Source organism: Parasphingomonas puruogangriensis, from assembly GCF_036663635.1.
GTDB lineage: Bacteria > Pseudomonadota > Alphaproteobacteria > Sphingomonadales > Sphingomonadaceae > Sphingomonas.
This window is the reverse complement of sequence record NZ_JAXOJI010000013.1, coordinates 34,474-58,992: the sequence shown is the minus strand read 5'-3', so window position 1 is coordinate 58,992 and position 24,519 is coordinate 34,474. Positions and strand designations below refer to the sequence as shown.

Below are 24,519 nucleotides of genomic sequence, written 5' to 3'. Positions count from 1 at the left end.
CAGGCAGGAAAAGCTGCTGCCGCCGATCGCAACCTTCGATGAAACGCCCCATCACCGGCCTCCCAAATCAGACCATGATCATAGCATATCAGCGCGTTTCCACACAGCCTCCACCATAATCCGACGCTTGATACCGTCATCGGCAGCACCAAAGCGGACTGTCCGCTCTTGTAGAAACCGTTTCTACAAGAGCGCGACCTAGCCATCGCGTCCCGCGCGCGACGACATGGCACCGCCATGGCTTCCACGACCACCTCCACCACTGTCGATCTGTCGCGCCTGCCCGCGCCGACCATCGTCGAGCAATTGTCTTTCGAGACGATTTTCGACGATATGGTGGCAGGGCTGCAGGAACTGCTGCCCAGCTTTGACGCGACCGTCGATTCCGATCCGGTCGTGAAGGTGCTGCAGGTCGCCGCCTATCGTGAAGTGCTGGTACGCCAGAGTTTCAACGATCGCGCGCGCCAGGTCATGACGGCATACGCGACGGGGTCGAATCTCGATCAACTCGCTGTCTTGGTCGGCGTGTTCCGGCTCACGCTCGATCCCGGCGACGCCGCCCTCGGCATCGATCCGGTCTACGAATCGGACGAAGCATTGCGCGAGCGTATCGTGCTCGCCCCGGAGAGCTTCTCGGTTGCCGGCCCCGAACTGGCCTACATCTACCATGCCCGCTCGGCTGATGCGACGATCCTTGACGCGAGCGCGACCAGCCCGGCGCCCGGCGAAGTGCTGGTCACTATCCTGTCCAGCCTGGGCGACGGTTCGGCCTCGGCCGATCAGATCGAGGCGGTGCAGGAAGTGCTCGGCGTCGATTTTGGCAACCGCATTCGGCCGCTCGGCGATCTTGTCACAGTCGCGTCGGCGCAGATCGTGCCCTTCGCCATCAAAGCCGAGCTGACCCTCAAGGCCGGTCCCGATCAAACGCTGATCCTCGCCGCTGCCCAAGCTGGCACGGCCGCCTGGGTAGAGCGCAGCGGCCGTCTTGGCGCCGACGCCGTGCGCGCCGCGATAACGCACGCGATGTTCGTCGAAGGCGTCCAGAACGTGAAGCTGATCAGCCCCGCGGCCGACGTCGTCGTGAGTCGCACCCAGTCCGCGCATTGCGTCGGCATAAGCGTATCGGCGACCGGCGTTGCCGACTGATCTCCTCCCGCCCAACGCGACGACGCTCGAGCGCAGCTTGTCGCTCGCCATCGCACGCGCCGGCGCCGTGCCGTTCGATCTCGGCGCGCTGTGGAACCCGGCCCTGTGTCCGGTCGAGTTACTGCCCTGGCTCGCCTGGGCATTGTCGACCGATCGCTGGGATCCGGATTGGAGTGACGCCGACAAGCGCGTTGCTGTCGCCGGCACGATCGAGGAACAACGCCGCAAGGGAACGCGCTGGGCTGTCGACCAAGTGCTCAAGTCGTTCGACGATCTGCTCGAGCTGGTCGAATGGTTCCAAGCGACGCCGCGGCTGCAGCCGAGCACCTTCGAACTGCGCCTGCCGCTGATCGATCGCGACGGTATCGCGGGCGGCACGCGCGTGTCAGCCGCCTACGCCCGTACCATCGTCGAGGAGGTGAGCAAGGCCAAGCCGGTCCGCGAACACCTGGTGCTCGTGCAGCAGCTCAACCTGGCCACCCTGCCCGGGCCGTTCATGGCCGTGCAGGCATCCGGCTATCGCCGGATCGATGTCGCGGCAAACGATGGCGACGCCACGCAGCCTTGGAGCGATCTTCTGCAGGATGAGAATGGCGAGCCGCTCACCGACGATGCCGGCCAATTTATCGACGGGAGTGCAGCATGACGGCCCTATCCATGGTGCTGACCAACGCCGGCCGCGCCGCGATGGTCAATGCCATCACTGGCGGCACCAACGCCGTGCGCATCGTCTCGGCCGGGCTCAGCGCCTCCGTCATTACCGCAGCGCCCACGCTGACCGCCTTGCCGGGCGAATTCAAGCGCGTTGCCAGCGTCGCGGGCAAGGCGTCCGACAATCGCACCGTGCACCTGGTCATCCGCGATTCGAGCGCCGACGCCTATACCACGCGAGCGATCGGCCTGTACCTCGAGGATGGCACGCTGTTTGCGGTCTATGCGCAGCCGACAGCCATCCTCGGCAAGGCCGAGGTCAGCACGTTCCTGCTCGTTGCCGATCTCCGCTTCCTCGCCGGCGAGGCCGCCCTCGTCCAGTTTGGGGATACCAACTTCCTCAACCCGCCCGCGTCCGAAACGGAAATGGGTGTCGCCTATCTCTCCACCCTTGCCGAGGCGCTCGCCGGCCTGGTCGCCGACAAGACTATCACGCCCGCGGTATTGAAGGCTGTGCTCGACAATTACGTCACGGCCGCGCGCCTCGGCGTACCTAGCGGCGTCGCTACGCTCGGGCCGGACGGCAAGCTGCTCGTTTCGCAGCGCCCGCCGATCGACTTGATCGACGTTTGGCCCGTCGCCAACCAGGCGCAGATGCTCGCACTCGCCGCGACGGTCGGCGACTTTGCGGTGCGCGCCGATAGCGGCCTGATCTACGTCCTTCAGTCGATGCCCGCGACGACGCTTGCCAACTGGCTGGAAATCTCCACGCCGGCGCCGGTCTCGAGCGTGAACGGCAAGGTGGGCGCGGCTGTGCTTAACGCGGGTGACGTCGGTGCGGTGCCGATCGCTCGCCAGCTCGGCACCTCCGGCCTGATCACCGGTGGCGGCCCGCTCAGCGCCGATCGCGCCCTGACGGTGCCGGCCGCCACCCGTGCCCAAGCTGAGGCCGGCCTTCTCGGCAATGTGGCCCTCACCCCCGATTCGATCGCCGGTATCCTCGCCATGCTTGGCGCCAAGGTGCCGCTCTACCGTGTCATCTCCGGTTCGGGTCTTGTTACAGGTGGCGGTGACCTGCAGGGCGACGTGGCGCTGAATGTCCCGGTTGCCAGTGCGGCCGAGATCATGGCCGGTTTGGAAAATGGCAAGGCGATCACGCCAGCCGCGCTCGCCGGCCTCGCCAAGAGCCTGACGCCCAACGGCTATTACTCGCTGCCGGGCGGGCTCATCGTTCAGTGGATCCAGTACCGATCCGTCATGACGTACGAGGCTGCGCCGTCGTTCAGCTGGCCAACCGTCTTTCCCAACGGCCCGCTCGCCGGCAGCGTGTCGGGTTGGCTGCCCGCTCCATCGCTCAACCGCAACATGTGGCCTCAGCTCGTCGCGCCCGATCGCTTCGGCTGCCAGATCCAGCTGCAGCGCGACTCTGGCAACGACGTTCGTCTCGATGGCTTCGACATCATCATGCTGGGATATTGATCATGATCTATTTCAGCGCGTCCGCGCCCGGCTTCTTCGACACTGCGATCCATACGCCGGCGATGATCCCGGCCGACGCGATTAAAATCACGGCCAAGCGGCATCGCGACATGATCGCTGGCCAAGGCAGCGGGCGCTCGATCCTTGTCAACGCGTCGGGGAAGCCAGAGCTTTCACCGATCCGCAAGCCGACGCGCGAGCAGCTGCTGCGCGTCGCGATTGGCGACATCAAGGCAGAGGCCAGCCGGAGGATCCTCGCCGTCGCCAGCCTTGAACAGCAGGCCAACGACAACGCTGCGATGGCGATCGCCGCACTTGCGGGCGAGGCCACGCCGGAAGCTGCTGCCGCACGGCTTCGGCGCCTGGCGATCGACGCGATCCGCGCCGCCAGCAACGTGCTCGAGGCGACGATCGCCAGTTGGTCGGCGGGCGCCCTTTCGAATTTCAATGCCGGCGCGGAAGCGCATTGGCCAGCAAAGGACTAGTCGAATGGCGAAGATCTCAGCGCTGCCCGAAAAGGTAGAACCCAACGGCGATGAGACAGTTCTCATTCTCGACGGCCCCATCGCCAAGCGCGCATCGCTCAAGAAGCTTGTCGCCGGCGCGACCAGCGAGGAGGTCCAAGTTGTTGGTGCCGACCTAGAGCTCGGCGAGGAAAGCGCGGTGAGATCGGTCGCGGCAAGCCTGCAGGGCACGAACCCGCTCGGTGTGGTCGCGGCCGATCTCCGCTTGGGCGCGTTCGGATCGTATATCATGCGGTCGTTACAGGCCGCCATCGATGCGGTATTGGCCCGCGACCAGGCACTCAATCTCGTTGGCGCAGCGGCGCGTATCAAGTTGATCGCGATGAAAGGCTTCGCTGGCGGGTTCGCCGATGGAGCAGGCCGCGTGTTCGCCGTGTTCCGGGAAAACGGCGCGCTGCTTCTCTCGATCCTTGAAGCCAAGTTCGCGACCATCACGGCCGGCGTTCTCGCCAGTACGCCGTTTCGATCCGGGGTGGTGCGCGGCTATTCATGGACTTGGGGTGACATTTACGGTCGCTTCAGCGGCGGCTTCCGAAACGATGGCGCTCTCGCTGCTCGGCGGTTGGTCGGCGTCGATACGATCAACGGCCTCACCCTAACCCAGATCGCCAACTTCGGCGCGGTCAAGAAGCAAGGCACGTTCAAAGGCAACTACGTCCTGCACATCGCTTACGGGCAGTCGCGGTCGATGGGCGCGGATGCCGCAGTGCGCACGACGACGCAGCCGTACGATAACCTGATGTTTATCGGTGGCGCGCGGCCAGGGGACAACCCTACGCCCGCCAACCGTCGCACGTCGCTGGTCCCGCTCGTCGATGCCGCAGGTACGGGGGCCGGCGCGACCGGCCTTGTCGGCTTCTCGTCTATGGTGAAGGAGCGCATCTTGGCCGATTACGGCCTCGCGCATACCGACATGGACTATCGCCTGATTTGCGCAAGCGAAGGCAGCGGCGGGCAGGCAATCGCCAACCTCGCAGTCGGCACCGTGCCGTACAACAACGGGCTCGCAGACATCGACGCTGCGGCCGAGCTCGCTTTAGCGGCTGGAAAGCGTTTCATCGTGCCATCAATGGATTTGGCCCAAGCGGAGTCTGATTATCAGGTCAACACCCCGGCCACCACTTGGGCGACCACAGTAGTAAACATTCGAGCCGGATGGGACGCAAAGGCCAAGAGCTACGGCCAGACTGACGACGTGATCTGCATCATGGATCAGGTGTTCGGCCACGCGATCTACAATACGGCCAACCCGTCCGATCCGTACCTCGCGCTGAAACAGCTCGAAATGGCAAGCACACTGCCTAATTTCTGGATGGCGTGCCCGGCGTACATGATCCCGCATGCGGCCAACATCGCGTCCAACGTCCATGCGACCGCAGCGGGGAACGACTGGCGCAGCGCTTACTATGCGCGCGTCTTTCAGAGCGTCGTTATCGATCGCAAGCCGTGGGTGGGGTTGCTGAAGCCCAAGATGCCGCAGCCTCGCTACGACAGCACGTACATCTATGTCGATTTCACCCCGGAGAGCGGGGCGCTTGCATGGCGCACTACGTTGGAAGGCGGGCAGCGTGCCAATTACGGTTTCTCGCTTGCAGGTTCTGGCGGCGCGGCCATCACGCTAGCTGCCCTGCCGACCATCATCGGCAAGACTGTCCGTATCCAGCCGAGCGTTGCGCCGGCGGCAGGCATGAAGGTCCGCTACGGCTTCGGCGCGGGCACGCTGCTGACCGCTGGCGGCAACCTCACCGACACCATGGGCGACACGATCGTCGCCGATATCGGCGGGCTCAACGCGCGCATGGATAACTGGGCGCCGATCTTCGAACTGACTCTTGGAGCATGATGCAATGACCGCCACGATCCTCACCATGCCCGATGCCATCCTGGCGCAGGTTGACGTTCTGTTGACGCCTTACACTCCAGAAGGCATCGCGCCCGACTTGATCGCCGAGTATGTCTTCGGCGGTACACTGGCGGCAACCCTGCTCAACCATGCGGCGCCCAGCGCGACAAGCGCAGGCGTGACTGGCATCGCGATCGGCACGGCCGGCACCGGTCAGACCCCCGGCAACTATAACTGGACGACGACTGGCGGCGGCGGGAACGGCGCGACCGGCAACTATACCGTGAACGGCAGCGGCGTCATTACCGCCGCGACGCTCACTACGCCAGGAGCGGGCTATACCAGCACACCCACGATCGTTCTCGGTGCGTCCGGCGGCACGGCAGGCACGTTGCTGGCGTCGATTGGTCGGGCAACGGCAATCGGGGCGCTGACCATCAACCCGCATTCCGTCACGCTCGCAGGCGGCGTTCGAATTGACCTCGGTCGGGTTCCAGCAGAAGGCGACCAAACCTATATTGCGGTGCTGAAGAAGCCAGCCGGGAACGTCTCACGTGGCGTCATTGCGACGGACACCGTCATTACCGGCTTGTATTGGGTATATACTCCTGGGCCGGGATATATCGGATTCCACAACACGCAAAACGGCACCTACAATAACGGCCCCGCCTATATACCGTGGCCTGGCACGACGGATTATTTGTTCGTCTGCGCGCGTGGCAGCATTAACGGCCTCGGGTCTATCGTAGCGGGTGCGGCGGGCGCTCTCCCAGCGGTGACGACTGCTACGGTAGCTGGCGGCGGCCGGCCCTCTACGCCTACCCTTCGAGCTGGCGGCGCGGCGTTGCTGGCGTCGGACGATATCGCGTTTGTGGCGAATGTGCCGAAGATTCTCACCGATGTGCAAGTGCTGGCTTGGTATCAGGCGCTCCGCGGCGACGGCACTGGAGCGGGCAGCCCGCTAGGCGTAGTGCTCGCCTGACCGCGATTACGGCGTTGCCCAATAGGCCCAACAGTCAAGGCAAAGGTTCTCACGCGTGCACTCGGGGCGTTCGCAGACGGAGGCGGGTTGATGATCGTCGATCCATTTCGATAGCCATGCGCAAAACCTTTGCCACATACATTCAGCCTTGAAGTTTTATTTCAAGGCAGCATACGCTGACTGGACAACGGCTCGGCTAACGTAAATTAGCCCCTTTCAATCCTAATCATTGGGAGGGCGGCTGATCCTCGGGCAACTATCCAGCGTTCCAAGGGGTGCTTTCCGACGGCTCTTTAGTGCTCCATCCGTCATGCATGCGCCACATCCTCCGCGCGCAGCCAGAGCACACGGATTGGTAAACACCAGCGGGCCCTACATAGGCTGCATCCTTATTGCGTTCATGCCGACCGATTAAGCACATCGGCCACTTTAGAATATTCATGTCACCCACCCCAATGCCGCCCCACACGGCTCGCGGGCTTTAGTCCAAGACGCTGCGAGCGTCCTAGTCGAATAACGATAGTGCCTATTTTTTGGTCGAAACACGCACAGTGGCGTGACGGCGTGCTGCCAAACAAAGTTGTTCGGACTGCGGGGATGATAACTAGGCAACTTCGTCGCGCGGGGCATCAACGCGAATCAGCCTAGCCTCACCAGGTGGCCGTTGATTTGAGAGTGCATACCTGCGGTGGGCTCTTGTAGAAATCGTTTCTACAAGAGCGGACGCGCGCATCGCTTCGCACCCCGCGCCATGCTCCGCGCATGAGCGACCCTGCCGACAGCCAGCGTTTGATTGGAGACCTGATCCGTCTCGGCACGGTCGTGTCCGTCGATCTCGCGGCCGGCACGTGTCGCTTCCGCACCGGGGACATCGTCACCGGTGATGTTCCATGGCTTGCTGGCCGTTCGGGCGCCACCCGCACCTGGTCGCCGGTGAGCGTTGGTGAGCAGGGCTTGCTCATCTGCCCTGAAGGCGACACCGCTGCCGGCATCGTATTCCCCGGCCTATTTTCGAATGCCCGCCCGGCCCCGTCCTCCGAAGATATCGAGCTGGTCGAGCATGCCGATGGTGCGCGGATCTCCTATGACGCGACCGCGCACGCGCTCAGCGCAATCCTGCCCGCGGGCGCGACGGTCACGATCCAGGCCGATGGGGGCCTGACGGTCAAGGGCGATGTAGATCTCGACGGCAACCTGACCCTCACTGGCACGATCGTGGCCGAGGGTGAGATCACCGGTAAGGGTATCAAGCTGTCCGCGCACAAGCACGGCCTGGTCAAGGCCGGCACCGATAAGTCGGGCGATCCGGAATGAACGGCATGAACGCCCGCACCGGCGCGCCGATCGCCGGCAGCGATCACCTGCAACAATCGATCGCCGACATCATCGGTACGCCGCTCGGCACCCGCATCGGACGCCGCGAATACGGTTCGCTCGTACCTGAGCTGCTTGATCAGCCGATGAATGCGCTTGGCCGCGTCCGCCTCTTCGCCGCCAGTGCGCTTGCCCTGCAGCGCCACGAGCGCCGCTTGCGCGCCACGCGCATCACCCTGGCGGCAGGATCCTCCGCCAGTGCCGTCGTGCTGACCATCACCGGCCGGCGCACCGATATCGCCCAGGCCTCCGCCATCGATCTCTCCATCCCCGTCCGCGCGCTCAGCGCCCTTCCTGCCTGAAAGGATTTCTCATGGCCGACCCCTACCAGCACGGCATTACCGTTACCGAAGTCGCCAGCGCCGATCGCTCGATCGCCACGATCGCGACCGGCGTTATCGGCCTGGTTGCAACCGCCACTGTTGCGGCAGCGGGGCTCGCGGCGCTCAACGCTGCCTTCCCGCTCAATCGACCGGTCCTGGTCAAGAACCTGCCCGCGGCGATCCTGGTCGCCGGCGATGGCGGCACGTTGGCTAAGGCGCTGCGGGCGATCGCCGGCCAGGTGCGCACGCCCGTCGTCGTCGTTCGCGTCGCAGCCGGCGTCGATGCGGCCGCGACCAACCTCAACGTGATCGGCGGCGTTGTCGCCGGCCAGAAGACCGGCCTTCAGGCGCTGATCGCGGCCGAGGCGCAGCTCGGCGTGAAGCCCCGCATCATCGGCGCCCCCGGCCTCGACACCCAGCCTGTCGCGACGCAGCTGTCGATCGTCGCGGCCAAGCTCCGCGGGATGGCCTATGCTGCGGCGCTCGGCGCCACGCTCGAAGACGTGATCGCCTATCGCGCCAACTTTACGGCGCGCGAGCTGATGCTGCTCTATCCCGACTTTATCGCACCGGAGGGCGTGCTCGGGGCAACCGCGCCCAGCTTTGCGGTCGCCCGCGCCCTCGGCCTGCGCGCCCGGATCGATCAGGAGCTGGGCTGGCACAAGACGCTGTCCAACGTCCCCGTCGCCGGTGTCACCGGCCTGGCTCACGATATCGGCTTCGACCTGCAGAGCCTCGATAGCGATGCCAACCTGCTCAACGCCGCGGCGATCACCACGATCGTGCGCATTAACGGCGACCTGCGTTTTTGGGGCAACCGCACGACTGCGCCGGCCGATAGCGATTTCGTGTTCGAAAGCGCCACGCGAACCGCGCAGATCCTCGCCGACACGATGGCAACCGGATTGGTCGAGTATATCGACAAGCCGCTCACGCCCAGCCTGGCGCGCGACATCGTCGAAGATATCAACGCCAAGTTCCGGCTGCTGAAGCGCGCCGGCCAGGTGCTCGGCGCCGTCGCGTATTTCGATCCGGATAAGAACCCGGTCGAGTCGCTCAAGATCGGAAAATTGGCGATCAGCTATCGCTACACGCCGGTCCCGCCGCTCGAGTCCCTCGGCCTGCAACAGGAAATCAGCGACGAATTCCTTGCCGACTTTGCCGAGTTGGTCGCGAGCAGCTGAGCCGCGCACGCCCCGCCTGACCCCACCCGCTACGATTCCGGAGAACGACCATGGGCCTCCCCCGCAAGCTCAAGAACATGATGATCTTCAACGCCGGCGTCGCCTATATCGGTGAAGCAGATTCCTTCACTCAGCCCAAGCTGACCCGCAAGCTCGAGGAATATCGCGGCGCCGGTATGGACACCGGCGTAAAGCTCGACATGGGCGGCGAGCCGATCGAGGTGGAATTCACGTGCGCTGGGCCGATGCGCGACGTCCTGCGCCAGTACGGCGCGGTCGGCGTTGCTGACGTCCAGCTGCGCTTCGTCGGTGCCTATCAGAACGACGACACCGGCGCGGTCGATAATATCGAGATCGTCGTGCGCGGCCGTCACGAAGAGATCGATCTCGGCGAATCGAAGCCCGGCGAAGGCGGCGAGATGAAGGTCAAGACGGCCGTCGCCTACTATAAGCTCACTTGGAACGGTGCGACCGAGATCGAGATCGACGCGCTCGGCATGGTCCTGATCGTCGGCGGCGTCGACCGCTTCGCCGAGATCCGCGCCGCGCTGGGGATCTTCTAATGCCGCGGGGGGAGGCCCCGCCCGGGCCCTCCCCCATTGGCGTCCCGCCACGCCCCACCCGCTATCCCCCTTCACGAAGGATCGACATGAAGATTCCCGAAGCGTCCGTCGCCCCCACCACCCGCACCGTTACATTCGACACCCCTATCGTCCGTGGCAGCGAGACGATCGACAGCGTGTCCGTCCGCAAGCCCGGTGCCGGCGAGCTGCGCGGCCTTACCCTAATGGCGCTCAGCCAGCTCGACTATGCCGCCCTCGAGACGCTGCTGCCGCGCATCACCACGCCTGTCCTGCATAAGACCGATATCATGCAGCTCGATCCGGCCGACCTGATGCAGCTGGGCGGCGAGGTAATGGATTTTTTGCTGCCGAGAGCAGCGAAGGCGACGGCCTCCCACTAAGCGTCGACGATGTCATGGCCGATCTGGCGACCGTGTTTCACTGGTCGCCAGCGGTCATGGATCCAATGAGCGTGAACGAACTGATGGGCTGGCGCATGCGTGCCGCCAAACGATCTCAATCCGAGCGCTGACCCATGGACCGTAATCTCCGCATCCGCATGCTGCTCGAGGCCGGTGACCGCGTCACCAAGCCGCTGCGCGATATCGCCAACGGTTCGTCGCGAGCCAGCCAGGCGCTACGCGCCACGCGCGATCGGCTAAAAGAGATCGAGCGGGCGCAGGCTGATCTCGCCGGCTTCCGCCAACTGAAGACGGGCCTGCGATCGACCGAACAGGCGGTGCAGGCGTCGCAAACCCGCGTTGGCCAGCTCGCACGCGAGATGCAGCAGGCGGGCACCCCCACCCGCGAGCTGACGCGCGACTTCACGCGCGCCCGCGCCGAGGCACAGCGCCTCACCCGCCAGCACGAAACCGAGAGCCAGGAGCTGCAGCAGTTGCGCGATCGCCTGCGCGCGGCCGGCGTATCCACGTCCGACCTGGCGCGGCACGAGCGCGAGCTGCGCGACAGCGCCGCAGATACCAATCGCGAGCTTCAGGAACAGACGCGCCGGCTCGAGCAGGCCAGCGATCGTCAACGGCGCTTCGGCGCGGCGCGCGAGCGGTTCGCCCGCGGGCAGGGCCTCGCAACCGGCATGGCCGCGGGCGGAGCGTCGTCGCTTGCGATCGGCGCGGCGATGGCCCGCCCGATCATCGGCGGCGTCGAACAGGCGCAGGAATTCCAGTCCGGCATGACGGACATCGCCCAGAAGGCGAACCTCACGCGCGAGCAGGCGGACAAGATGGGCGCCAGCCTGCTTATTGCGGCGCGCGCGGCCAACCAGATGCCAGCCGACCTGCAGAAGGGCGTGGATACTTTGTCCGGTTTCGGTCTTGATCCGACCAAGGCAACGCAGATGATGAAGCCGATCGGCCGCGCGGCGACCGCGTACGAGGCCGAGATCGCGGATTTGTCGGCTGCCGCGTTCGCCGCGAACGACAACCTCAAGGTTCCGATCGAGCAGACCGGCAAGGTCATCGATATCATGGCCGAGGCGGGCAAGGCGGGCGCGTTCGAGATCAAGGACATGGCCGGCGCGTTTCCCGCCCTCACCGCAGGCTATCAGGCACTCGGCCAGACCGGCACCGGCGCCGTCGCGGATCTGTCAGCCGCCCTGCAGATCGCGCGCAAGGGCGCCGGCGACTCCGCGACGGCCGCGGGCAACGTGGCGAACATCATTCAAAAGATCGCTTCGCCGGCGACGATCAAGGCTTTCTCGAAGTTCGGCATCGATCTGCCGAAGTCGCTGAAGAAGGCCTATGCCGAGGGCAAGACACCGCTCGAAGCGATCGCGGAGCTGACCAAAAAGGCCACGGGTGGCGATCTGGGCAAGATCGGCTTCCTGTTCGAAGACGCCCAGGTGCAGGCGGGCCTACGCCCCATCATCCAAAACCTCGAGGAATATCGCGCGATCCGCGCCAAGGCAGCGGCTGCCAACGGTACGACCGATACCGACTTCGCCGAGCGCATGAAGGATTCGGCCGAGCAGACCAAAGCGATGAAGGTCAATGCCGCAGCGCTGGCGGTCTCGCTCGGCAATACCCTGCTGCCCACCGTGAACGCGGTGCTCGGTCGGGTCGGCGCATTCGCCAATCGCCTGGCGGATTGGTCGCAGCGTCACCCAACGCTCACGCGCGTGATCCTGCTCACGGCAGCAGGCCTATCGGCACTGTTCATCGCCCTGGGCATCGGCGCCATTGCGCTCGCCGGCGTCGTCGGCCCGATGTACCTGTTCGCCGCGGCCGCCACCTATACGCAGATGTCGCTGCTACCGATTATCGGCATTGCACTCGGCATCGTCGCCGGCATCGCCTTGCTCGCGGCCGGCGCGTACCTGATCTACAGCAAATGGGGCGCGATCAGCGCGTGGTTTGGCGCTCTGTGGCAATCGATCAAGACGGCCTTCTTCGCCGGCATCGGTGCGATCAAGGCCATCTTCTCGCAGTTCGATCCGCGCATGCTGCTGTTCGGGCCGATCGGGCTCTTGCTCGGTTGGCTAGGTGGCAGCGTCCCCGGCCAGCTTGCCGAGGTCGGCCGCAACATGATCCGCGGGCTGATCAACGGCATCATGTCGATGCTTGGTGCGCTCAAGAATACGATCGTCGGCGCTGCCAGCTCGGCCGCTACATGGTTCAAGCAGAAGCTCGGCATCCATTCCCCGTCGCGTGTGTTCGCCGGCTTCGGCGGTTATATGATGGACGGCCTGGCCAACGGCATCGAGGGCAACCAGGACGCGCCGATCGCGCGGCTCGATAGCCTGTTGAAACGCCTGACCACAGCGATCGCAGTCGGGGCCGCTATGCCGGCCATGGCAGCATCAGGTGCGTCCGCGCCAGGCGCAGGTAGCGGCGCGGCCGGGGTGGCGATCTCGGCCGCTGCGCCGGTAACGGTCAACATCTATCCCCTTGCCGGGCAGGATCCTCACGCCATCGCCAAGGCGGTGCGGGCAGAATTGGAAGCGACCGAGCGCGAGAAAGCCGCGCGGAGCCGCGCAAGCCTCGCCGATCAGCAGGACTGGGACAATCACGCATGATGATGTCGCTTGGCATGTTCGTGTTCTCGCTGCCCACCCTCGCCTACGAGGATCTGCAGCGCCGCTCGGATTACAATCACGCGAAGTCCGCGCGCATCGGCGCGCGGGACGCCACGCAGTTCGTCGGCGTCGGCGCGGAGACCGTGTCGCTCGGCGGCGCGACCTATGCCGAGATCGCCGACGGTGCCGTATCGCTCGCCCAGCTGCGCGACATGGCCGCAAGTGGCGACGCCTGGCCGCTGGTCGACGGCGCCGGCCGCATCTACGGCGCCTTCGTGATCGAAGGGGTCGACGAGAAACAGAAGGAGTTTCTGCAGGACGGCACGCCGCGCAAGATCGACTTCACGCTCGACCTCTACCGCGTCGATGAGGACGCCGCATGACGATCGCCAATATCCCGGACTTCCGCGTCACCCTCGATGGGCGCGACCTGACCGGCACGATTCGCCCGCGCCTTATCTCGCTCGGCATCACCGAGAAACGCGGCGACGAAGCCGACCAGCTGGATATCGTACTCAATGACAGCGACGGTCGGCTCGATCTGCCGAAGGCCGGCGCGGTGCTCACCGTGCAGCTCGGCTGGAAACAGGGCAGCGATGTGCGGCCCGGCCTGGTCGACAAGGGCAGCTTCAAGGTCGACGAGGTCGAGCATAGCGGCCCGCCCGACATCGTGACGATCCGCGCGCGCTCGGCCGACTTCACCAGTGACCTGCGCGTGCGCCGGGAAACGACGCGCCACGATACGACACTCGGCGCGGTCGTGGGCGAAATCGCCAGCCGTAACGGCCTGCAGCCCCGCTGCGCGCCGCGCCTGGCGGGCATTGCCCTCAAGCTGGCTGCACAGAGCCGCGAAAGCGATATGGCGTTCCTGCGCCGCCTTGGCCGCGAGCACGACGCCGTTGCCACGATCAAGCGCGGCGCACTGATCTTCGCGCCGATCGGCGCCGGCGTCACTGCCAGCGGAGCCGCCCTTCCCGCGTTGCGGATCCTGCGCCGCGACGGCGATCGCCATAGCTTCCGCATCGAGAAGCGCGAGAATGTCGAGGGCGTGCAGGCCGATTGGCACGACCGTGGCGAGGCGAAGCGCAAGACAGTGACGGTCGGCAAGGCCAAGAGCGCGCGCAAGCTCAGCCGCACCTATGCGACCGAAGAGGATGCGCGCCGCGCCGCGACCTCAGCCAAAGGCCGCGCCGCCCGCCAGCCGGTCAGCCTGTCGCTATCGCTCGCGCTCGGCCGGCCCGATATCTATCCGGAGCAGAAGGCCAGCGTCGCCGGGTTCAAGGCGCCGATTGATGCCGTCGAGTGGCTAGTCGGCGAGGTAACGCATCTACTCGGGGTACACGGCTTTGCGACAGCGCTTAAGTTGGAGACCGTGAAGCGATACTAATCGTTACGTTATATCTTTATCGATCAAGAGTCTTCGTCACTAAGAAAATTTATCAAATCATCGACTACTTTATTTGCTCCTGAAGCCTGACGTAAGGCGTTCTGCCGCATCGCCTTCATCGCAGAAAAGTAATCATTGAATCCCGAGATACCCATCGGTTGGCCAGCCAGATCTTCATCATTAAAAGAGTCGATTAGCCCTCCGAGTCCATCCTCCAGAACTACAATCTCAAGAGGCGCACCATTGGCATTGTTTCCCCCCCGCAAAGTTAAGGTCACGTCCTTTAGCTTTACTTCGGGCTCATTGCTAAAGGAGTTCATACGCCAATCTATTTTGCCCGATTTGGTTTGCTTATAAAGTCTATCGACCAAAATTGAGTTTTTCTCGTTGATATCATTAGACATCGGGAAGCTCCTGCAACGCTTGCTGTATTTTAAAAACGGTATCGGTCGCCGATCGAATCATTTGCTTGGTGCTCACCGCAGTCGGAAGCTTTGACGGGTCAGCTAACCCCTCGTCTATAAGGGAAATAACTTTTGCCATACCTAGAAGAAGGCGTCGTACCTCCCCTGCCAGTTTAGTATCTTTGGTTTCCAGAGTTTTAGTTGTTCGTAGCATAGCACTCCGAACGTCGGTCAGCCCTTCTGAGACGTCGCGCCAGCTTGATAATTCCAAATGTCGGGAAGTCGCAGTCAGTGCGTATCGGGCTTCAGACGCATCATTAGCTGCATCGTAATGAGTTAACCTCAATTTAAACGAATTTACTGCGTTAGTAGCGGCGTCGGCGGCCGTTTTGACCGCAGAAAGCCTCCGCAGAGCTACCCAAAAACCCGCTACTGTTATTATAAATCCGAGTATACCCATCCAAAGGTTGGCAGAGTTCAGAAACTGATATTGCTGCGGGTTTACAATCCACGCCGGCCAAAAGCCTTGCACACTTGCTGGCTCACCAGTGTTCGTTACGGCGGCATTAACATAGAGTAGGATCATCAGACGGGTTTCACAACTCGAGTAATTCGGCCAATGATATTTATTTCATCAGGATGCGCTGTGTCATTTGAGACTTCACTGTTGTCAGACAGAATCGTAACCTTGTCACCCCGAACACGCAACCTTTTGATCATCGCAATATCGCCGATCGTGAAGGCCCAAATCAGGTCTTGATCCTCGACCCGACGCTCTGAGCTGTCGATCAACACTATGTCGTTGTCATTGATGGTCGGCGCCATAGAGTCGCCCCTTCCGCGCGCCCAGGTAAGGCTTACGGGCGCGGTGTGCGTAAGTTGCTCGATCCAAGCGCGCGGGAAGTGGTGCACATCAACCATCGCCTCCTCATCGGCAAAAGCGGCGCCCATGCCGTACGCCTGATCGACCGACTTGATCGGAACGAGGTCTAAGTGGTCAGCGATGTCGCGCTCGGTAAGCGGAGCGGCAGCTCCTTCCGATGGGTCGTCCGTTTGCCCCTCTAGATATGCCGTCGAGGTGCCTAACCCCCGAGCGATAGCGTGGAGGTGTTTCGACCCCACGGAGCGCCCGCGAACGAGGTGCGCGATCGTGGCCTGAGAGACGCCAATGCGCCGCCCCAGCTCTGACTGCGACAGCCCCGTCGCCGTCAGACGCTCTTCAATCCGTTCACCTAGGGTCATCACGCCACATTATTACTTTGGTAATAGCGCGAAAGCGCAGATTGGCACTTGACGTTGCTATAACCATTGTCATAGCTGCGGTTATGACTTGTATGGCCACTCCGTTCGAAGCGCTCCGCGAAGCAGTTACCATCGCGGGTTCGCAAACCGCCCTGGCGGCCATCTGTGGCGTGTCCCAGCCCGCCGTTTGGAAGTGGCTGCAGAGCAGTAAGCGCCTCCCTGCCGAACTCGTGCTTATCGTCGAGCGGGAAACTGGCGTGTCTCGTCATCTCCTTCGTCCTGATATCTACCCTTCGGAACTGTCCTCGGTCTCCCTCCCTGCCGATGACGATGCATGTGCCGTAGCCCCTGGCATCCCGAGCGTCGCGTGCGATCGGGGTGCCGTTTTTCACCGGAGCGTAGCCCGGTGACGAAACTTCGAACGCCCCTCACCTTCGCCGACGCCGTCGCGCGCGTTGCTGGGCACCTGACCTATCCCGTCGCCGCCGCGGCAATCGGAAAGGGCGAAGGGCTCGTCTACAAGTGGGCGAACCCTGATAACGATGCCTGCCCGAACATGCGGCAAGCCGTCGCGCTCGACGCTGCATATTGCGAGGCAGGCGGCGAAGGTACGCCAATTCTCGATGCTTACGCTTTCCAGCTCGACGTCGTGCGGATCGAGCGTTCAGCGTGCCGCGTCGCGCTCGCCAGTGAGCTGGCCGACACCGCTCGCGAGTGTGGCGAGGCGATCGCTGCCGGCGTTGCCCTTACCATGCCGGGTGCCAGCCCGAACGATGCGTTGCGCGCCATGATCGAAGGCGAGCAGGCGCACGGGCGCTTTGGTGCCCTGCTCAAGCGCATGAAGTCTTTCCTGCCGCGTGACGCCGTGTTGCGCGGGGAAATGAGCGGGGAGCTCAAGAAGTGAAGAAGCGTAATTACACACCGCGTATCCCGGCGATCGAATGTCCGCACTGCAAGTCGCGCGCGATCGTGCGCGGCAGCAGCGAGGTCTGTCCCATGGTTCGCGAGCTGCGGTTTATGTGCACCAACGACGACTGCCAGCACACCTATGTCGGGCAGCTGTCGGTCATCTACACGATCCACGCGAGCCACTGCCCGAACCCGGCCATCCGCCTCCCTTTCGGGAACCCTAACCTCGGGCCGAAGCGGAAACCGGCGAATGACGACACGTCACCCCCGGCCAACGACGATCACGGCATCGGCGTCGCCCTCGCCACTGTCTTCATGATCACCTGATCCCCGCGCAGCCCCGCTGCGCACCGCTCCCGCTGAATACGCGATCCGGAAAAGCCCCCGCTTCCGGAAACGCCACCCGCTTGCCCGAAAGATTTGCCCCCTTCCATGCGCACCGAATTGCTCACCGAACTGACCAAGCGCCTGAAGCAGGATTACGGCTTCGAGGAGAAGGGCACGTACCTGCGCCGCGGCAAATGCCCGCAATGCTCGAAGGGGCAGCGCGAGCTTTGGACGTGGACCGACAAGCCCTGGGTGCTGAAATGCGGCCGCATCGAGCGGTGCGGCTGGGAAGGCCACGTCAAGGAACTGTACCCGGACATTTTCGACGACTGGTCGAAGCGCCACAAGAAGACCCCGGAAAACCCGAACGCCGCGGCCGACGCCTATCTGCTGCACGCCCGCGGACTCGACCTCGCCGGGATCCGCGGCTCGTTTAGCCAGGAATGGTATCACGATCAGGATCTCGGCATCGGATCCGCGACAGTGCGGTTCCCGCTGCCCGGTGGTGGTCATTGGGAACGGCTGATCGATCAGCCCGCGCGCTTCGGTAAGAAGAAGGCGCTCTTCTCATGGGGCAAGGGCTACCGCGGCCAGTGGTGGCAGATGCCCGGCACGACGATGGCCGACCTCGCGATCGCCGACGAGATCTGGATTGCCGAGGGCATCTTCGACGCAATCGACCTCAACCAGAAGGCCAAGGTCGCGGCCGTCTCGGCCATGTCCTGTAACAACTATCCCGAGGCCGCGCTCAACGAGCTGCGCAGTGCCGCAGCTCTGCTCAACCGCGCGCCGCCCAGGCTGATTTTTGCTTTCGATATCGGCAAGGCCGGCACCGAATACACGCGCCGCTTCGTCAAGCAGGCACGCGAGGCCGGCTGGCTCGCTGGCGCCGCGCAGGTGCGCGTCGATGGCGAGGGCGAGAAGCTCGATTGGAACGATCTCGGCCAGCGCGACCGGCTCACCCCGACGCACCTCGACGAATATCGCTGGAACGGCAGCGTCACCATTGCCGAAAGCTCCAACGAGAAGGCGCTGCTGATCTACCAGCGTCACAAGACGCAATCGTTTCCGCTCGTGTTCGCCGGCCGGCAGCTATGGGCGACGTTCTCGATCGAGCGCATCAACGGCATCATCCAGCAATGGACCGACTCTCCTGACGCGGGACCGGACGGCTTCGCGGACATGCCGTGGGAAGAGCGCTGGGAACTGGCGTCGGCCGAGGCGGTCGCGATCGCCGAGCTGGCCAACTGCACCTTCCGCACGCTGTATTTCCAGCGCGACCCGAACCTCGAGGAAGGTGCCTATTTTCTCCGCATAGATTTCCCGTCCGACCGGGCGAGCGTGAAGGCGACCTTCTCGGGCGCGGCTTGCACCACCAGCGCCGAGTTCAAGAAGCGCATGGCATCGATCGCGCCTGGCGCGCAGTGGGTCGGCAGCCAGTATCAGATCGACAAGCTGATGATGCGGCAATGGTCGCAGATCCGGATGGTCGAAGCGATCCAGTTCACCGGCTATTCGATCGATCACAAGGCGTGGATCCTCGGCGATATCGCCGTGCATCAGGGCCGCGTCTACGAGCCGAACGAAGAGGATTACTTCGTCCTCGGCAAGCAGTCGGTGAAGCTGCGCACGGCCGAGCGCATCCTTCGCATCCGCTACGATCCCGACAAGCTCGACCTGTCCTGGGTGCCGCACCTGATCACCGCCTTCGGCCCCAAGGGCGTGGTGATGCTCGCCTTCTGGTTTGCATCGTTCTTCGCCGATCATCTGCGCTCGCTCAACGACAGCCTCGCCTTCCTTGAGGCGACCGGCCTGCCCGGCACCGGCAAGTCCACCCTGCTCGAGTTCTTCTGGAAGCTGACCGGCCGCTCGAATTACGAAGGCTTCGATCCAACCAAGGCGACCAACGCCGGCATCGCGCGCACGCTCGGCCAGGTCGGCAACCTGCCCGTCGTCCTGATCGAGGGCGATCGCGACAAGGATACGCCGCACGGCCGTCGCTTCGAATGGGACGAGCTGAAGACCGCCTATAACGGCCGCGCCGTCCGCACCCGCGCGATCGCCAATGGCGGCATGGAGACCTTCGAGCCGCCCTTCCGCGGGGCGATCGTCATCGCTCAGAACGACGCGGTCGAGGCGTCGCCGGCGATGCGCGAGCGCATCATGGCGATCCACTTCGACAAGTCGCGCTTCAGCCCCGCCAGCAAGCTCGCCGTAGAGACGCTGTCCGGTATGGACGGCGACGATATCTCCGGCTTCCTGATCCACGCCGTGCGCCGCGAAGAGCAGGTCATCGCCACCTATCGCGAGCGGTTCAAGACGTACGAAGCGGCGATGATCAAGCATCCGGGCATCCGCAACGGACGGCTGGCGAAGAACCACGCCCAGCTGGCGGCGATGCTCGATGCGCTGCGCCTGGTCGTAACGAACCTGTCGGATCGCGACGCGGCCGAGGCGCACGAGTTCATCTATCAGATGCTCGAGGATCGCCAGCGCGCCGTCGAGAGCGATCATCCGCACGTCGAGCTGTTCTGGGAACGCTTCGATTACATCGCGGCGAACGAGGGCCACAACCCCGAACGCCCGATCAATCACAGCAAGAACCCCGAAGTGATCGCGGTCAGCCTGATCGATTTCGAGCGCAAGTGCGCCGACTGGAAACTGCAGCTCCCGTGCCAGACGGTCGAACTGAAGCGCCTCCTGAAGTCCTCGAAGGCCCGCAAGTACCTCGAGACCAAGCCGGTCAATTCCGTCTGCGGAAAGACCGTCAATTGCTGGGTCTTTGCCGACCCCGCGCACGCCACCCCCACCCGCTGAAGAAGGAATCGAAGCGATGGAACACGTCATATTTTCGTCCCGCGATCCGGCAAAAGCCAGACGGCCGGCACCTTACCCGCGCAGATCAGCGCCGGCCGCTACCTGCAGCTGCGCCGTAAGGCGGCAGGCTTCACCGTCGAGCAGATCGCCGAGCGCCTGGCGCCTGCCCATAAGGACCGCTCGGACGCCATTGCCCTGATCAAGATCCTCGAGCGCGACGGCGCGCGCGCGCGGCACGATGGCACCCTCGCCGTGCTCGGCATGATCTTCCCCTTCGATATCGCGGTCTACCGCCAGCTTTGTGAGACGCCGGCCGATCGTCATCCGCTGATCTGCCGCGGCTGCGGCTGCAGCCGGCACGACATGTGCGAGGACGAAGCCGGCTGCTGCCACTTCGACCAGTCCGTCGAATGCACCCGCTGCGCCCAGCGCGCCGCGCAAGCACAGCGGCTCGCATCATGAGCGCGATGACCATGCGCGCCGTGCCCGACGGCAATGGCGGCTTCCGCCACGTCCCCACGCCCTTCGTGCCACAGCTCGTCCCGACAGGCGGCAAGAAGAAGAAGGCTGTCGTTCCCGACCCGATCAACACCAACGGCGAGGCCGCGGCCGAACAGCTCCGCCTGCTTATCGAGGCGCTCGAGCGGCTGCACGAAGAGAAGGCCGGCATTGCCGACGATATCAGCGACAAGCTCGCCGAGGCCAAGGCGACCGGATACGACACCAAGGCGATCCGCGCCATGCTCACCCTGCGCAAGCAGGAGAAGCATCACCGCGACGAGTTCGAGGGCATCCTCGAAACGTACAAGATCGCGCTGGGGCTGGCCTGATGCATTGCCCCGCCACCTCCCACGCCCGGCCCGCCCGCCACGTCGCAGAAGCCACGCCGGCGCCGCGCAGCCGTCTCCGCACCGCGCTCATCGTCCTGCTGACGATCGTCGCCGCGCCCTTCGTCCTGATCGCCTTCCTGGCCTCTTTTGATCGGAAAAGCTGATGCCTCGACACATGCGCCTCCACCCGATGAACTGCCGCTGCCAATACTGTGGCCGCCATCCCGCTTTCATCGTCGATATGGACGCGGGCACAATCACCCGCGCCCACACCCCTCGCCTGCTTAGCTGGCCGAGCGTCATCACGTCGGCGCTCATCTGCTGGATCGTCATTGGCATCCTGCTCGATCTCACCGGCTGCACGCCGGCGATCGCCGCCACCGTGGGCATGCTGTGATGGCTGGCGGATGCACCTGCGATGTGCCGGGCTGCGGCCTGACACGGCGACGCCGGCAACGGCTGTGCGAGCGCTGCTACCGCGCCCTGCCCGGCGAGATCTGCGTCGGCCTCACTGAGGCCAAGCACCAGCGCCGCGATCGCGACTGGCGCCAGCTTCGCAAACGCGCGGCCGAGTTCCTCAGCCTCGGCGATGGCGCGACGCCCGCCTTCACCGGCGCCCTGCGCCACCCCGTTTCCCCCCAACAATCCTATGCGCTCAACCAGCGCATGCTTGGCGAAAGGCCTGACGCATGACCCAAAGCGAGCAGGTGAGCCACCGCTGCCGCCAACCTTTAATTCTTCATGGGAGGATGCGGTATGCGTTCAAAGTTGACGTTCCAGAACTTTGGGTCATCCATGAAGCCGAGCGCGCCTATCAAGTTATCCAGGCGTTCCAGGATTTCGGGCCCGATCACTTCAGCGTGTTCAGAAAACTGGGGAACCATCTCAAGCGTTGTCCAACGCTTTTCGCGCCTCCAGGCTTGGGGATCGACAATAAACTTCGCGTCGCTCAACGCCTTTCTAAAACGGAGGTTTGCCAAGGCCGTGAGACCATCATCGGGATCGATGCGCGCGAGCTGATCAATTGCCACGTTTGCAATATTCGACAAATCATCGATCCGTCGGCCGCGGGCGTTAAACCGCTCGTGGTATCCAAGAGCTGCCACGTCAGCGGGCTCCTCACGATAGATCATCTGGCACAGAAGTTCGCGAAAATGCCCCAGCAAGTTCGCGATTACCTTACGTCGTATCACCTCGGCATCGGTAATCTTCTTCCGTTCTACCCACAGCGCCCCCAGCACTGCCAAACCTGCGCCCGCGGCACCTCCGAGAAATCCGAAAGCATCGCCAACGTCAGCGACACTACCGACGGACAATACCACAACAAATGTTGTGACTGCGGTCACCGCCGCGGCGATGGCAACTTCGGTGGCGCTGGAAGGGGGGCGGGCCAGTTTGCGCCGATAAGTTGCTTTGTAAGACATACACTGTGTCATCCGACGATCTGCGGCAGGTTTCAACCGTTTGCGATTGTCGCCACGTTATGAGCGGCGCCGAACTGAGCGGCGACAAGCCGACCAAGTCGAAGAAGAAGGTCGAGCGCCATCCTTGGGATTGGTATGTCGAGCAGGCATGGGTCACTGATCGCCTGATCGACGTCCTCCCGCTCGAGCGCGATGTCACATATCTTGATCCGGCCTGCGGCCTCTGCACGATCCCGCAGGCGCTGACCGATCGCGGCTTCGCGGCGTTCGGCACCGACAAGTTCAAGCGCACCGACAGCCCGCTGCTCTTCGCCGAGCATGACTTCCTCGGCGACCAGCACCTGCTGATCGAACACATGCGCCCGCTGTCGATCGTTATGAACCCGCCCTTCAGCTTTCAGGACGGCCAGCTCGTGCGCGGCCTGGGCGAGCGCTTCGTGCGTAAGGCGCTGTCGATCGCCACGCATAAGGTCGCCGCGCTGCTGCCGCTCAAATGGCAGGCCAGCGCCGGCCGCTGCGCGCTGTTCACGAACTTTCCGCCTACGATCTACATCTTGTGTGAACGTCCCTCGATGCCGCCCGGCGACAAGATCCACGCCATGGGTACGCGATCGGCGTGGAAGCGCGGGAAGGTCGATTACGCCTGGTACGTCTGGGATAAGCAGGCACGGCGCATAGACGCCGGCCGCACTGTGTGGATCCCGCCCCGCGATGCTGGGCTGGCTGCGCTGCAGCTCGAGCTGACAGCCTGATATGCCCCGCGCGTCGACCACTGTTCCGCTCGAGCGGGTCGGCATCGCCGGCGCGCGCACCATCACCGGGCTTTCCTACCGCACCCTGCAGGATCTTGCCCTGCAGGGGGCGATCCCCGGCGCGTCCAAGCCGGCCGGCCGTTGGCTATTTATCGTTGCGGATCTGCAGCGCTGGTCGAATCGCGTGAACCGCGCAACAAAGGCACCATGTCGAATCTCTACCAACGCAACGGCATCTATTGGGCGCGCTTCAAGGTCAGGGGCGAAGAGTACCGAGAAAGCCTACGAACACGTTCTGAAACGGTCGCGAAAAAGCGGCTGAAGATCCGCCGCGAGCAGGTTGAGGATCAGGCGCGCTTCGGCGTCGCTGCGCCTACCAGCTGGCCTGCGGCCGTTGTGTCTTGGAACGAGAGCATCGAGCGCCAGATCGGCGCATCGACCTTCACCCGCTACGTCGTCAGCCTCAACCAAGTGCGATCGTTCATCGAGACGAAGGCGATCCATGAGATCGACGGCGCGACGATCCGCGAGTTGGTCAAAGGTCGACAGCGCCAAGGCGCCAGCAACGCCACCATCCGCCGCGATCTTACCGCGATCTCGAGTGTTCTGGCGCATGCGATCGACGAAGGCTGGATAGAGGATAATGCCGCGCAGGCTTACAGCCGGCAGCGCCTGCCCGAGCGCCGCGACCCCATCACGCTGCCCACGCCCGAGGCGATCGAGCTGACCATCGGCCGCGAGCGCACGCGCTTCGGCGACCTGATGCTGTTCGCGCGCGAGACGGGTATGCGCCAGGAAGAGATCGCCAGCCTCGAGCATAGCGAAGTCGACGTGAAGAACCGCACCGCGACGTTCGTCGGCAAGGGCCGACGGCTGCGATCGGTTCCCATGTCCGAGGCGGCGATCGCCATCATTCAGCGCCAGCCGCGATTCCTGTCATGCCCGTTCGTGTTCTGGCACCTCGGCGAGGATGCCGAAGGGAAACCGGTCGCGCTGCGTTACACGAACGTCGGTTCGAACTTCGGCGATTACACCAGGCGGGCTGCGCAACGGGCGACACGCGCCGGCGTCGAGTATCGACGCTTCCGCTTCCATGATCTGCGCCACATGTTTGCCGTGGAGTATCTCCGCGACGGCCGGGGCGGCATCTACGATCTGCAGCGCATCCTTGGCCATGGCAGCGTGAAGACCACCGAGATCTATCTCGACTATCTGACGCCCGAGCAGGCAGCGGCCGCGATGGTGGGGGTGGCACAAAAAGCGGCACACAAGCGACGGTCTGGCACGGCCGAATAGACCGTAACCCGCAGAATACCGCCGCTTTTCG

The 24,519-nt window shown here is 63.8% G+C and carries 32 protein-coding genes; 26 read left to right on the top strand and 6 right to left on the bottom strand.

Going from position 1 to position 24,519, the window contains the following annotated elements; all coding sequences use genetic code 11:
- Window positions 1-237 precede the first annotated feature (237 nt).
- The 15 genes from U1739_RS20675 (at window position 238) to U1739_RS20605 (ending at window position 14,487) form a co-directional block, all read left to right on the top strand.
- A complete protein-coding gene (locus U1739_RS20675; protein ID WP_332710503.1) occupies window positions 238-1,146 on the top strand; it encodes a baseplate assembly protein in 909 nt (302 codons plus the stop codon).
- Window positions 1,136-1,792, top strand: coding sequence for a phage tail protein I (locus U1739_RS20670; protein WP_332710502.1), 657 nt, complete (start codon window positions 1,136-1,138; stop codon window positions 1,790-1,792). Before U1739_RS20675 ends, U1739_RS20670 begins: the two co-directional genes overlap by 11 nt.
- Complete coding sequence (locus U1739_RS20665) at window positions 1,789-3,276, top strand: hypothetical protein (protein WP_332710501.1); 1,488 nt, start codon at window positions 1,789-1,791, stop codon at window positions 3,274-3,276. Before U1739_RS20670 ends, U1739_RS20665 begins: the two co-directional genes overlap by 4 nt.
- Before the next feature lie 62 nt (window positions 3,277-3,338).
- Window positions 3,339-3,761 (top strand): hypothetical protein, encoded by a 423-nt coding sequence (locus tag U1739_RS20660; protein ID WP_332710500.1) that lies wholly within the window; start codon window positions 3,339-3,341, stop codon window positions 3,759-3,761.
- 4 nt (window positions 3,762-3,765) lie between these two features.
- Window positions 3,766-5,643 (top strand): hypothetical protein, encoded by a 1,878-nt coding sequence (locus U1739_RS20655; protein ID WP_332710499.1) that lies wholly within the window; start codon window positions 3,766-3,768, stop codon window positions 5,641-5,643.
- Window positions 5,644-5,647: 4 nt separating this feature from the next.
- Complete coding sequence (locus U1739_RS20650; RefSeq protein ID WP_332710498.1) at window positions 5,648-6,625, top strand: hypothetical protein; 978 nt, start codon at window positions 5,648-5,650, stop codon at window positions 6,623-6,625.
- A gap of 762 nt (window positions 6,626-7,387) precedes the next feature.
- Entirely contained in the window at window positions 7,388-7,939 is a 552-nt protein-coding gene (locus U1739_RS20645; RefSeq protein WP_332710497.1) for a phage baseplate assembly protein V, read from the top strand.
- 5 nt (window positions 7,940-7,944) lie between these two features.
- Window positions 7,945-8,301, top strand: a complete 357-nt coding sequence (locus tag U1739_RS20640; RefSeq protein ID WP_332710496.1) for a GPW/gp25 family protein — start codon at window positions 7,945-7,947, stop codon at window positions 8,299-8,301.
- A gap of 11 nt (window positions 8,302-8,312) precedes the next feature.
- The gene (locus U1739_RS20635) at window positions 8,313-9,506 is read left to right on the top strand and encodes a phage tail sheath subtilisin-like domain-containing protein (RefSeq protein WP_332710495.1); all 1,194 of its coding nucleotides are present in this window, start codon (window positions 8,313-8,315) and stop codon (window positions 9,504-9,506) included.
- A 50-nt stretch (window positions 9,507-9,556) separates the two neighbouring features.
- Entirely contained in the window at window positions 9,557-10,069 is a 513-nt protein-coding gene (locus U1739_RS20630; protein WP_332710494.1) for a phage major tail tube protein, read from the top strand.
- Window positions 10,070-10,155: 86 nt separating this feature from the next.
- The gene (locus tag U1739_RS20625; RefSeq protein WP_332710493.1) at window positions 10,156-10,470 is read left to right on the top strand and encodes a phage tail assembly protein; all 315 of its coding nucleotides are present in this window, start codon (window positions 10,156-10,158) and stop codon (window positions 10,468-10,470) included.
- 14 nt (window positions 10,471-10,484) lie between these two features.
- Window positions 10,485-10,601 (top strand): GpE family phage tail protein, encoded by a 117-nt coding sequence (locus tag U1739_RS20620; protein WP_332710492.1) that lies wholly within the window; start codon window positions 10,485-10,487, stop codon window positions 10,599-10,601.
- A gap of 3 nt (window positions 10,602-10,604) precedes the next feature.
- Entirely contained in the window at window positions 10,605-13,100 is a 2,496-nt protein-coding gene (locus tag U1739_RS20615) for a phage tail tape measure protein (protein WP_332710491.1), read from the top strand.
- Window positions 13,097-13,483: a phage tail protein gene (locus U1739_RS20610; RefSeq protein ID WP_332710490.1), complete on the top strand. Its 387-nt coding sequence runs from the start codon at window positions 13,097-13,099 to the stop codon at window positions 13,481-13,483. The genes U1739_RS20615 and U1739_RS20610 overlap by 4 nt, the downstream gene beginning before the upstream one ends.
- On the top strand, window positions 13,480-14,487 hold the full coding sequence (locus U1739_RS20605; RefSeq protein WP_332710489.1) for a contractile injection system protein, VgrG/Pvc8 family: 1,008 nt from the start codon (window positions 13,480-13,482) through the stop codon (window positions 14,485-14,487). Before U1739_RS20610 ends, U1739_RS20605 begins: the two co-directional genes overlap by 4 nt.
- 23 nt (window positions 14,488-14,510) lie before the next feature.
- Here the strand turns inward: U1739_RS20605 and U1739_RS20600 are convergent, their stop codons facing one another.
- Genes U1739_RS20600 through U1739_RS20585 form a run of 4 tightly spaced genes read right to left on the bottom strand, consistent with a single transcriptional unit; the run spans window position 14,511 to window position 16,402 of the window.
- On the bottom strand, window positions 14,511-14,891 hold the full coding sequence (locus U1739_RS20600; protein WP_332710488.1) for a hypothetical protein: 381 nt from the start codon (window positions 14,889-14,891) through the stop codon (window positions 14,511-14,513).
- Window positions 14,884-15,477 (bottom strand): hypothetical protein, encoded by a 594-nt coding sequence (locus U1739_RS20595; protein ID WP_332710487.1) that lies wholly within the window; start codon window positions 15,475-15,477, stop codon window positions 14,884-14,886. Before U1739_RS20595 ends, U1739_RS20600 begins: the two co-directional genes overlap by 8 nt.
- A complete protein-coding gene (locus U1739_RS20590) occupies window positions 15,477-16,133 on the bottom strand; it encodes an XRE family transcriptional regulator (RefSeq protein ID WP_332710506.1) in 657 nt (218 codons plus the stop codon). The genes U1739_RS20595 and U1739_RS20590 overlap by 1 nt, the downstream gene beginning before the upstream one ends.
- Complete coding sequence (locus U1739_RS20585; RefSeq protein WP_332710508.1) at window positions 16,133-16,402, bottom strand: hypothetical protein; 270 nt, start codon at window positions 16,400-16,402, stop codon at window positions 16,133-16,135. The genes U1739_RS20590 and U1739_RS20585 overlap by 1 nt, the downstream gene beginning before the upstream one ends.
- Between U1739_RS20585 and U1739_RS20580 the strand changes: the two genes are divergently transcribed.
- From U1739_RS20580 to U1739_RS20565, 4 genes are all read left to right on the top strand, one after another.
- The gene (locus tag U1739_RS20580; protein ID WP_332710505.1) at window positions 16,304-16,543 is read left to right on the top strand and encodes a YdaS family helix-turn-helix protein; all 240 of its coding nucleotides are present in this window, start codon (window positions 16,304-16,306) and stop codon (window positions 16,541-16,543) included. The two genes, U1739_RS20585 and U1739_RS20580, sit on opposite strands and share 99 nt — an antisense overlap.
- On the top strand, window positions 16,468-17,037 hold the full coding sequence (locus U1739_RS20575; protein ID WP_332710507.1) for a hypothetical protein: 570 nt from the start codon (window positions 16,468-16,470) through the stop codon (window positions 17,035-17,037). Before U1739_RS20580 ends, U1739_RS20575 begins: the two co-directional genes overlap by 76 nt.
- Window positions 17,034-17,369, top strand: coding sequence for an Ogr/Delta-like zinc finger protein (locus U1739_RS20570; RefSeq protein ID WP_332710486.1), 336 nt, complete (start codon window positions 17,034-17,036; stop codon window positions 17,367-17,369). Before U1739_RS20575 ends, U1739_RS20570 begins: the two co-directional genes overlap by 4 nt.
- 105 nt (window positions 17,370-17,474) lie before the next feature.
- Window positions 17,475-20,186, top strand: a complete 2,712-nt coding sequence (locus tag U1739_RS20565; protein WP_332710485.1) for a toprim domain-containing protein — start codon at window positions 17,475-17,477, stop codon at window positions 20,184-20,186.
- A gap of 72 nt (window positions 20,187-20,258) precedes the next feature.
- Here U1739_RS20565 and U1739_RS20560 read toward each other — a convergent pair whose 3' ends face one another.
- Entirely contained in the window at window positions 20,259-20,627 is a 369-nt protein-coding gene (locus tag U1739_RS20560) for a hypothetical protein (protein WP_332710484.1), read from the bottom strand.
- Window positions 20,628-20,644: 17 nt separating this feature from the next.
- Between U1739_RS20560 and U1739_RS20555 the strand changes: the two genes are divergently transcribed.
- The 4 genes from U1739_RS20555 to U1739_RS20540 are packed head-to-tail and all read left to right on the top strand — an operon-like array spanning window position 20,645 to window position 21,709.
- Complete coding sequence (locus U1739_RS20555; protein ID WP_443025618.1) at window positions 20,645-21,016, top strand: DUF2312 domain-containing protein; 372 nt, start codon at window positions 20,645-20,647, stop codon at window positions 21,014-21,016.
- Complete coding sequence (locus tag U1739_RS20550) at window positions 21,016-21,180, top strand: hypothetical protein (RefSeq protein WP_332710483.1); 165 nt, start codon at window positions 21,016-21,018, stop codon at window positions 21,178-21,180. Before U1739_RS20555 ends, U1739_RS20550 begins: the two co-directional genes overlap by 1 nt.
- Window positions 21,180-21,413: a hypothetical protein gene (locus U1739_RS20545; RefSeq protein ID WP_332710482.1), complete on the top strand. Its 234-nt coding sequence runs from the start codon at window positions 21,180-21,182 to the stop codon at window positions 21,411-21,413. Before U1739_RS20550 ends, U1739_RS20545 begins: the two co-directional genes overlap by 1 nt.
- Complete coding sequence (locus U1739_RS20540; RefSeq protein ID WP_332710481.1) at window positions 21,413-21,709, top strand: hypothetical protein; 297 nt, start codon at window positions 21,413-21,415, stop codon at window positions 21,707-21,709. Before U1739_RS20545 ends, U1739_RS20540 begins: the two co-directional genes overlap by 1 nt.
- Before the next feature lie 38 nt (window positions 21,710-21,747).
- Here U1739_RS20540 and U1739_RS20535 read toward each other — a convergent pair whose 3' ends face one another.
- Entirely contained in the window at window positions 21,748-22,440 is a 693-nt protein-coding gene (locus tag U1739_RS20535) for a hypothetical protein (protein WP_332710480.1), read from the bottom strand.
- A gap of 59 nt (window positions 22,441-22,499) precedes the next feature.
- Between U1739_RS20535 and U1739_RS20530 the strand changes: the two genes are divergently transcribed.
- The 3 genes from U1739_RS20530 to U1739_RS20525 are packed head-to-tail and all read left to right on the top strand — an operon-like array spanning window position 22,500 to window position 24,488.
- Window positions 22,500-23,192, top strand: a complete 693-nt coding sequence (locus U1739_RS20530; RefSeq protein WP_332710479.1) for a hypothetical protein — start codon at window positions 22,500-22,502, stop codon at window positions 23,190-23,192.
- A gap of 1 nt (window position 23,193) precedes the next feature.
- On the top strand, window positions 23,194-23,514 hold the full coding sequence (locus U1739_RS21315) for a helix-turn-helix domain-containing protein (RefSeq protein WP_503647081.1): 321 nt from the start codon (window positions 23,194-23,196) through the stop codon (window positions 23,512-23,514).
- Complete coding sequence (locus tag U1739_RS20525; protein ID WP_332710478.1) at window positions 23,400-24,488, top strand: tyrosine-type recombinase/integrase; 1,089 nt, start codon at window positions 23,400-23,402, stop codon at window positions 24,486-24,488. The genes U1739_RS21315 and U1739_RS20525 overlap by 115 nt, the downstream gene beginning before the upstream one ends.
- Window positions 24,489-24,519: the final 31 nt, after the last annotated feature.